The organism is Massilia rubra, from assembly GCF_011682065.1.
GTDB classification, from domain to species: Bacteria; Pseudomonadota; Gammaproteobacteria; order Burkholderiales; family Burkholderiaceae_D; genus Telluria_A; species Telluria_A rubra.
Genome location: NZ_VUYU01000042.1, coordinates 37753 through 46280 on the forward strand (window position 1 = coordinate 37753; position 8528 = coordinate 46280).

The 8528-nt window shown below is 62.5% G+C and carries 8 protein-coding genes and 4 tRNA genes; 7 read left to right on the forward strand and 5 right to left on the reverse strand.

Annotated elements, in window-relative coordinates; translation table 11 throughout:
- Positions 1–32 precede the first annotated feature (32 nt).
- The 7 genes from F0185_RS32405 to F0185_RS32435 all read left to right on the forward strand — a co-directional run bounded on the left by F0185_RS32405 (position 33) and on the right by F0185_RS32435 (position 5773).
- Positions 33–109 (forward strand) — tRNA-Met (locus F0185_RS32405).
- A 94-nt stretch (positions 110–203) separates the two neighbouring features.
- Positions 204–437, forward strand: a complete 234-nt coding sequence (locus F0185_RS32410) for a hypothetical protein (protein ID WP_166895797.1) — start codon at positions 204–206, stop codon at positions 435–437.
- 70 nt (positions 438–507) lie between these two features.
- Positions 508–1917, forward strand: coding sequence for an ATP-dependent RNA helicase DbpA (gene dbpA, locus F0185_RS32415; protein ID WP_166895799.1), 1410 nt, complete (start codon positions 508–510; stop codon positions 1915–1917).
- Positions 1918–2224: 307 nt separating this feature from the next.
- On the forward strand, positions 2225–2854 hold the full coding sequence (gene tagH, locus F0185_RS32420) for a type VI secretion system-associated FHA domain protein TagH (protein WP_166895801.1): 630 nt from the start codon (positions 2225–2227) through the stop codon (positions 2852–2854).
- Positions 2832–3620: a PP2C family protein-serine/threonine phosphatase gene (locus F0185_RS32425; RefSeq protein ID WP_167232563.1), complete on the forward strand. Its 789-nt coding sequence runs from the start codon at positions 2832–2834 to the stop codon at positions 3618–3620. Before tagH ends, F0185_RS32425 begins: the two co-directional genes overlap by 23 nt.
- A complete protein-coding gene (locus F0185_RS32430; protein ID WP_229477299.1) occupies positions 3617–5290 on the forward strand; it encodes a serine/threonine-protein kinase in 1674 nt (557 codons plus the stop codon). Before F0185_RS32425 ends, F0185_RS32430 begins: the two co-directional genes overlap by 4 nt.
- Before the next feature lie 18 nt (positions 5291–5308).
- Positions 5309–5773 carry a TssQ family T6SS-associated lipoprotein gene (locus F0185_RS32435; RefSeq protein ID WP_167232567.1) on the forward strand — a complete coding sequence of 155 codons (465 nt, stop codon included), beginning with the start codon at positions 5309–5311 and terminating at the stop codon, positions 5771–5773.
- 66 nt (positions 5774–5839) lie between these two features.
- Here F0185_RS32435 and F0185_RS32440 read toward each other — a convergent pair whose 3' ends face one another.
- From F0185_RS32440 to F0185_RS32460, 5 genes are all read right to left on the reverse strand, one after another.
- A complete protein-coding gene (locus F0185_RS32440) occupies positions 5840–6415 on the reverse strand; it encodes an elongation factor P (protein ID WP_054267202.1) in 576 nt (191 codons plus the stop codon).
- 118 nt (positions 6416–6533) lie between these two features.
- Positions 6534–7709, reverse strand: a complete 1176-nt coding sequence (earP, locus tag F0185_RS32445) for an elongation factor P maturation arginine rhamnosyltransferase EarP (RefSeq protein WP_167232569.1) — start codon at positions 7707–7709, stop codon at positions 6534–6536.
- A 421-nt stretch (positions 7710–8130) separates the two neighbouring features.
- Positions 8131–8206, reverse strand: a tRNA-Glu gene (locus F0185_RS32450).
- 55 nt (positions 8207–8261) lie between these two features.
- Positions 8262–8337 (reverse strand) — tRNA-Ala (locus F0185_RS32455).
- A 65-nt stretch (positions 8338–8402) separates the two neighbouring features.
- Positions 8403–8478, reverse strand: a tRNA-Glu gene (locus F0185_RS32460).
- Positions 8479–8528: the final 50 nt, after the last annotated feature.

Genomic DNA, 8528 nt, shown 5'->3' on the forward strand with positions numbered 1-8528 from the left:
CGGCGGAACCTCTATATAATTCGCCGCTCAGACGCGGGGTGGAGCAGTCTGGCAGCTCGTCGGGCTCATAACCCGAAGGTCACAGGTTCAAATCCTGTCCCCGCAACCAAACACATTTTGAACTGAGCCCGACTCTTCACACAGCCGGGCTTTTGTTTTTAGAAAGGGACTTGCTGCCTTCAAGCGAGTCCGCCGCGCTTCCCATGAGAGACAAAAAAGATAACGCGACCTTCGATCTGCCGGGGTTCGGCGCGGCTGCGCCGCTCGTTCATCCCCCTGCCGAAGCGCGCCGCGCCAGCGCGCCGCGCCCGCGCAAAGCAACCCTGCGCCAGGAACAACTCGAACTGCTCGACGAAACCGACGCCAGCGGCCTGCCAGTATGGCGGCGCGAAGACAATACCGACCTGACCGGCCTGCCCAACTGGGCTGCCGCGTAATTCCCCGCCATTCGCCCTCTCTCAGCTTGCCTGTTAGACTGGGCCCGTCCCCTTTTTGCCAGAGCATGCCATGAATCCAAACGCCTTCGCCACCCTGCCGCTGACCGCCACGTTCTTGGCCAACCTGGACACGCTCGGCTATCGCGAGATGACCGACATCCAGACCAAGAGCCTGCCGCACGTGCTCGACGGACGCGACCTGATCGCCCAGGCCAAGACCGGCAGCGGCAAGACCGCCGCCTTCGGCATCGGCATCTTGCATAAATTGAATCCGGCCTGGTTCGCGGTCCAGGGCCTGGTGCTGTGCCCGACACGCGAACTGGCCGACCAGGTGGCCAACGAATTGCGCCGCCTGGCGCGCGGCGAAGGCAATATCAAGGTGCTGACCCTGACCGGCGGCGCGCCGATGCGCCCGCAGATCGCCTCGCTCGAACACGGCGCCCACATCGTGGTCGGCACCCCGGGCCGCATCCGCGACCACCTGGGACGCGGCAGCATCGACCTGTCCAAGGTGCAGACCCTGGTGCTGGACGAAGCGGACCGCATGACCGACATGGGTTTCTACGACGAGATCGCCGGCATCGTCAGCGCCTGCCCTTCGCGCCGCCAGACCCTGCTGTTTTCGGCCACCTACCCGGACGATATCCGGCGCGCCACCGAATCGTTCCTGCGCAACCCGGTGGAAGTGGTGGTCGAGGCCCAGCACAGCGGCGACCAGATCGAGCAGCGCTTTTATGAAGTCGGCTTCGACAACCGCGACCAGGCCGTGGGCCGCCTGCTGAAACACTTCAAGCCGGTCTCGGCGCTGGCCTTTTGCAACACCAAGGTGCATTGCCGCGAACTGGCCGATGAACTGCGCGCGCAGGGCTTTTCGGCGCTGGCGCTGTACGGCGAACTGGAGCAGCGCGAGCGCGACGAGATCCTGGTGTTGTTTTCCAACCGCAGTTGCTCGGTGCTGGTGGCCACCGACGTGGCCGCGCGCGGCCTCGACATCGCCAACCTGGGCGCGGTGATCAATGCCGACGTGTCGAAAGATACCGAAGTGCACATCCACCGCGTGGGCCGCACCGGCCGCGCCGGCGAATCGGGCCTGGCGCTGACCTTGTGCGCGCCGAACGAAAAGAAATGGGTCAAGCTGATCGAGGAGTACCAGCACGCGCCGGTGGCCTGGCATCCGCTGGCCGAACTGGCCGACGATGGCGAGCCGGCCGCGCCGGCGCCGATGGTGACCCTGGTCATCATGGGCGGCAAGAAAGACAAGCTGCGCCCGGGCGACCTGCTGGGCGCGCTCACCGGCGACGCCGGCCTCACCAAGGAACAGGTCGGCAAGATCAATGTGTTCGAATTCATGACCTATGTGGCGCTCGACCGCCATGTGGCCGAGCACGCATTCCAGCGCCTCAACGCGGGCAACAAACTGGGCCGCGATTTCGGCAATATCAAGGGCCGCAGCTTCAAGATGCGCTTTATCGACGCCTAGCAGCCTGTCTGAGGAAACATCTGGTAACGATTCTGCAAGGCATTGTGTTGCGCATCCGACAAGCCGGGCTATGCGGCGGGGCACTTATGCAGCTACACTAAACGTGTCACGCGTCCCGCTGCCCAGAAATGCGGCGGAAGGACGCTCGCATGACGCCAATGATGGCGTTCATGCCGGAAGATGCGGCAAATTGCGTTGTCATGAGGCAAAATGCATAAATTAGGTTCATCCGGGTGATGCGCTTAATCGTTAAATCTGGCATGATTGCTTGAGATAAACATCGACGCTCCCCTGCGGCCCCGCACTCATGAATAATAACGTCGTGCTTGATGACATTGAAACACTGAAGCAGGCTTTCCTGCGTGGCGCCGGCATTCCTGCCGATGCGCTCGGTTCCGGCCTGACGCCGGAGTTAATGGAGCTGATGGGCAAGCTGATGGCCAGCTCGCTGCAAGGGACGATCGACTTGCTGGCCCTGCGCTCGCTGGTCAAGCAAGAGGTCAAGGCCGATGTCACGATGGTGGTGATGCGCAACAACAATCCACTCAAATTTTTCCCGGACAGCCAGACCGTGCTGACCCAGATGCTGCGCAAGAAAATGCCCGGCTTCATGGAGCCGCTCGAGTCGCTCGACGACGCCTACAACGACTTGCGCAGTCATCAAAAAGGCATGGTGGCGGGCACCCGCGCCAGCATGGCCGCCATGATGGCGCGCCTGAAGCCGGAGCTGTTCGAGACCGAAGTGTCGGGCGGCGGCATGATGGGCACCCTGATTCCCTCGCGCCGCCAGGCCGAGAGCTGGAAGACCTACAAGCAGGCTTACCACACCGCCGAGGCGGAAACAAAAGACCAGTTCAAGTCGATTTTCGGCCCGGCTTTCCTGGCCGCCTATGAAAAGGAAGTCGAGCGCGCGAATGCCGGCAGCAACAATGGTTGAGCGCAATCCGATCCGGCTGGCCTGGACCCGCATCAGCGAAATCGGCATGCGCGCCAGTAACCAGGACGCTGTCGGCGAAGCCCAGCATGGCGATATTTCCTGCTTCATCATCGCGGACGGCGCCGGTGGGCACGAGGGCGGCGAAGTGGCCGCTCATATCGTGGTCGAAGCCATGCTCGAGAAATTCGCCGCCGCACCGGCCTTCGGGGCCCATGCCTTGCTGTCGTATACGGCCAACGCCATCGCCAGTGTTGCGAAAAACAAACAAACCCAGCCGCAGAACCACGACATGAGCGCCACCGTGGCCGCCCTGCTGGTGGACCAGGCCAATGCCCACGCTTTATGGGCGCACCTGGGCGACACCCGCGTCTACCTGTTCCGCGACGCGCAACTGGTCAGCGTCACGCGCGACCACAGCCTGACCCAGCAACTGATCGACGCCGGCTATGCGCGCGCCGAGCAACTGCGCAGCCATCCGCAACGCAACATCCTGTTCGCGGCGGTCGGCGCCGAAGGCGAAACCCCGGTCGCGCTCGGCGACGGCCCGGTCCAGTTGCTCGACGGCGACGCCTTGCTGGTGTGTAGCGATGGCTTGTGGGAATGGGTGCACGAAGACGACATGGAACGCACCCTGGCCGAATCGGGCAACAGCGAGCAATGGCTGAGCGCCATGTGCGCGCTGGCCGAGGCGGCGCTGGAAGGCACCGACAAGGTACGCGACAATTTCTCCGCGTACGCCATCCGTGTCGAGAGCGAGATCGTATGAACGCCCTCGCCCCCGGCTCCGAAAACTGCCTGCCGATCGGCACCCGGCTGGCCGACTTCGAAATCACCGGCGTGCTCGGTGAAGGCGGCTTCGGCATCGTCTACATGGCGTTCGACCATTCGCTGCAGCGCAGCGTGGCCCTGAAAGAATACATGCCGGGCGTGCTGGCCGCGCGCGCCAGCGACAACAGCATCATGGTGCGTGCCGAACGGCACCAGGAAACCTTCAATGTGGGGCTGAAAAGCTTTATCAACGAAGCGCGCTTCCTGGCCCAGTTCGACCACCCGTCGCTGGTCAAGGTCCACCGTTTCTGGGAACAGAACCGCACCGCCTACACGGCGATGCAGTATTACGACGGCCGCACGATCAAGGATATTGTCACGCATAGCCCGGAGCTGGTGACCGAAGCGTGGTGTAAAAAGGTAATGAAGCAGATTCTCGACGCCCTCGAGATGCTGTACACCATGAAAATCCTGCACCGCGACGTTTCGCCGGACAACATCATCGTGCAGGAAAGCGGCGACGCCGTGCTGCTCGACTTCGGCTCGGCGCGCCAGATCATCGGCGACCGCACGCGCGGCCTGACCGTGATCCTGAAACCCGGCTATGCGCCGGTGGAACAGTACGCCGGCGACGCCTCGCTCGACCAGGGTCCGTACACTGACATCTACGCGCTGGCCGCGGTGATGTTTTTTGCCATCATCAAGGAACCGCCCGCGACCTCGATCGCACGCATGGTGCGCGATCCGGTCAAGCCGCTGGCCGAACGCGGCCTGCCCGGCTATGGCCAAGAATTCCTGGCGGCCATCGACAAGGGCCTGGCCGTGCTGGCGCAAGACCGCCCGCAAACCATCGACGCCTTCCGCGCGTTGCTGGGCATCGACACCAGCGGCGAAGCGCCGCGCGCCCGCCCCACTGGGCCGGCCCAGCGCTTCGCCACGATCGACCGCTTGCCGGACGCTACTGCCAGCGCCAGCACCGGTCCCGTGCCGGCCACTGGGGCCGAGGGCGCGCCGCCCAAGCCAAACCTGTCGAAGTCGCCCGGCTCGTCGTCGAAACAAGATCCGCTGGCCAAGTCCTCGCGCCGTCCGAAGCCGGAGGTGGCCGACAAAGCCGCCAAACCGGTCAAGCCGGCCAAAAAGGGCTTGCCGGCCTGGACCGGCATTGCCGCGTCCGGCGTGGTGATGGTTGCGGCGATCGGCGTGGGCCTGTATTCGCTGCTGTCCAAGCCGTCCGACACCATCATGGTCGCGCCGGCCCAGCCCCAGCCCGCCATGCCCGCCGCCGTCCTGCCGCCGCCGGCAGCCATACCGGCGCCAGTGGCTGCGGTAACCCCGCCGGCCGAACCGCCTGTGCCGGCCGAGACCGTTGTCGCCGATGCGACCGTGCCGACCGAGGGCGTCGCTGCCGCCGATGTGCTGGCCGAGCCGGTGCCGGAAGCGGCGCCGGAATCGTTCAATTACAAGCTGTCGATCAAGCCATGGGGCACCATCTATGTCGATGGCAAAGAGGCGGGCGTGACGCCGCCCCTGAAAAAACTGACCCTGGCCGCCGGCAAGCACAAAATCCGGATCGCCAATCCCGGTTTCCAGGATTTCACGGTCAATCTCGACACCAGCAAAAACAAGTCACGCACGATTGAACATGATTTCACAGCGCAGCCTAAATAAACGCATTAAGATCGAGGCATGAACCGATCCCAACACTTTCTGATGTACGCCGCACTGGCCGGCAGCCTCGCGCTGTCCGGCTGCGTCACCCCTGAAGCGCCGAGCAAGCCGAGCGCGGCCGCCAAGCCGAGCACCCCGCGCACGCCCACGCCACGCCCGCCCACGCCCGTGGTCCCGGCCACCCAGGCGCCCAACAGCGACCAGGTGGCGCTGAGCGAAGGCATCGAGCTGTATAACCAGGGTGCGTACAACGACGCCATCAAGCGTCTCGGCGCGGCCGATGTCAGCGGCGGCTCGAAGGCCAACCAGGTGATCGCGCACAAGTACATTGCCTTCAGCTACTGCGTGACCTCGCGCCCGGCGCCGTGCCGCCAGCATTTCGACAAAGCCTTCAAGCTCGATCCGTCCTTTGCGCTGGCGCCCGGCGAAAGCGGGCATCCGCTGTGGGGGCCGGTGTTCGCCAAGGCCAAAAAAGCCAAGTAAGCACATCATAACGACCAAAAAAAACGCTGCCCATGAGGCAGCGTTTTTTTTGGAGCAGCGGCGTGATCAGTTACGGACGACGCGCTTGTACTCGTTGGTGCGGGTGTCGATCTCGATGACGTCGTCGGTGCTGACGAACAGTGGCACCTGGACCGAGTGGCTGTGCGCTTCGATTGCGTTCTCGAGCTTGGCTTCTTTCAGGACGTTGCCCGACGTATTGCCTTTGACTGCTGGCTCGGAGTAAGCAACCTTGCGTGCGATCGTGGTTGGCAGCTCGACCGAGATGGCCTTGCCGTCGTAGAACACGGCTTCGCATTCCATGCCGTCTTTCAGGTAATGCAGTGCATCGCCCAGGTTTTCTTCTTCGATTTCGTACTGGTTGTATTCAGTATCCATGAAGACGAACAGCGGATCGGCGAAGTACGAGTACGTCACTGGCTTTTTGTCCAGCACGACGACGTCGAACTTGTCGTCGCCACGGAAAACGTTTTCCATCGGGCTGTTGTTCAGAAGATTCTTCATCTTCCATTTGTAGGTGAAGCCCGTGCGGCTCGAGCCGTTGACATCGGAACGCAACACGATCATAGGCTTGCTGTCAACCATAATGATGTTGCCAACACGAATTTCTTTTGCAGGTTTCATAAAGAGTGTACGTAAAAAGTGGGTTGCATAAAAATCATCTGTCGCCTGCTGGCATGACGCCGGAAGCTCACGTTTGATCGAGGTAAAAATACGTTAGAAATTAACCGAATATTGTACCTTATCCGGGCCGTGATGACCTAAGCGAAGAGGCAAAGTTCAGCAAATTACTGGTGAGGTCTCCGTTTGCCAACATCTGGCGCCGCCATTCGTCGGCATGCGCATGCAGTTCCGGCAAAGCGGTGCAAAAGGCCGGCCACAGCGGCGCCGGATCGGGCGCGTCCGGGATGGCGCCGTTCCAGCACAGCGAGAGCGCGGACAGGCTGTCGAGGCCGCTGGCGTAGCGCCCTAAAAAGGCGCGCAGCTTCTTGTGGTGCAAATTCTCGTCTTGCGGGTAGATATGCCAGACAAACGGGCGCCCGGCCCACTGCGCCCGCACGAAGGAATCTTCTCCGCGCACGAAGTTCAGGTCGCACGCCCACAGCAGGCGGTCGTAGTCGGGCTGGGCGACGAAGGGCAGCACGCGCACGGTCAGTGCGCCGCAAGTGCGGGACGCGCCGGGATCGGCAGGCGCTTGCAGGAAACTTTCTACCGCGTCGCGTGCGACGCCGTCGGGCACCAGGCAGGTGATGGCGTGCGAGCCGCCCTGCCAGGCCGCGAACAGCTGCGCGACCGGCGCGTGCGGATAGCAGAACAGCGAAATCTTCGTCGACGCCATTTCTTGTTCGGTGACGCCGAGATTCGCCAGAAATTCGGCCATCGTGGCGGGATCTTCCTGGAACTGGCGGCGTTCGTCGTCGAGCGTCGCCTCGCGCATCAAGCCGCCGGTTTTGGCGGTGAAGCCAGGGAAGAAGAAATGTTTCGTCAGCGGCAGGCGCGGATGGGACGATGGCAAGGTGTGGCAGCCTTCGACCCATTCTTCGGCCGTCAAGCCTTCCAGGTTGAACCAGACCGGACGCGGTTCGCACTGCGCCATGGCGGTGATATAGCCGGGCGGGATGTCGCAGGCGAAAAATTCGATGACGATGTCGGCGATGTCGCCAAGGGTGAAGGCACCATCCTGGTCGGCCCAGTGGCGCACTTCCACACCGCCCACCCGCTGGAGCGCGGCGGCGGGGTCGATCTCGGGGCAAATGCGCTGAAAACTTTGCAGGTCGTCGACCCACAGGGTGACCGCGATGCCGTGTTCGCGCCGGAGTTGGCGCGCCAGGCGCCAACAGATGCCAATATCGCCGTAATTATCGACGACGCGGCAGAACAGGGCGAGGGTGAGTGCGGGTTTGTTGGCGAGGGGCATGTCGGTTGTCGGAATAGTTGGGTAAAGCTGCTGCCGGTGGCTCCGTCATCCGCGCGCAGGCGGAGACCCAAGTTCGGTGAGCCATCGACTGCGCCATGAACTTGGGTACACGCCTGCGCGCGTACGACGTGCTTGATCCCGCTGGCCTAAAAACCGTCGTCCTCGCGCAGGCGGGGACCCAGGTTCGGCGAGCCATCGACTGCGCTACGACCTTGGGTGCCCGCCTGCGCGGGCACGACGTGCTTAATGCCGCTAACCTAAAAACCGTCGTCCCCGCGCAGGCGGGGACCCAAGTTCGGTGAGCCATCGACTGCGCCATGAACTCGGGTGCCCGCCTGCGCGGGCACGACGTGCTTGATGCCGCATCAACGGATCGATCGCACAATGCAAAAAGCCGCACAAGGCGGCTTCTCACACTTACTGGCGTCCCCAAGGGGATTCGAACCCCTGTACTCACCGTGAAAGGGTGATGTCCTAGGCCTCTAGACGATGGGGACCTGAACTGTTGTCAGGTAGTGGCAACTACCTGCAATGTACGACTACATCAAAACTTGGTGGAGGTAAGCGGGATCGAACCGCTGACCTCTTGCATGCCATGCAAGCGCTCTCCCAGCTGAGCTATACCCCCCATGTAACGCGAACTACTCTGCGCTGGAATAACAAAGAACCGTTTTCACGACCCTCTGGTAAAACTGGCGTCCCCAAGGGGATTCGAACCCCTGTACTCACCGTGAAAGGGTGATGTCCTAGGCCTCTAGACGATGGGGACCCGGTACTGCAATCAGGTAGTGGCATCTACCTGCAACACATTACAACTGC

What these genes read in the sequence shown, in the direction of transcription:
- F0185_RS32410 (WP_166895797.1), top strand. Translation starts at nt 204, where the DNA reads ATGAGAGACAAAAAAGATAACGCGACCTTCGATCTGCCGGGGTTCGGC.
- dbpA (WP_166895799.1), top strand. Translation starts at nt 508, where the DNA reads ATGAATCCAAACGCCTTCGCCACCCTGCCGCTGACCGCCACGTTCTTG.
- tagH (WP_166895801.1), top strand. Translation starts at nt 2,225, where the DNA reads ATGAATAATAACGTCGTGCTTGATGACATTGAAACACTGAAGCAGGCT.
- F0185_RS32425 (WP_167232563.1), top strand. Translation starts at nt 2,832, where the DNA reads ATGCCGGCAGCAACAATGGTTGAGCGCAATCCGATCCGGCTGGCCTGG.
- F0185_RS32430 (WP_229477299.1), top strand. Translation starts at nt 3,617, where the DNA reads ATGAACGCCCTCGCCCCCGGCTCCGAAAACTGCCTGCCGATCGGCACC.
- F0185_RS32435 (WP_167232567.1), top strand. Translation starts at nt 5,309, where the DNA reads ATGAACCGATCCCAACACTTTCTGATGTACGCCGCACTGGCCGGCAGC.
- F0185_RS32440 (WP_054267202.1), bottom strand. Translation starts at nt 6,415, where the DNA reads ATGAAACCTGCAAAAGAAATTCGTGTTGGCAACATCATTATGGTTGAC.
- earP (WP_167232569.1), bottom strand. Translation starts at nt 7,709, where the DNA reads ATGCCCCTCGCCAACAAACCCGCACTCACCCTCGCCCTGTTCTGCCGC.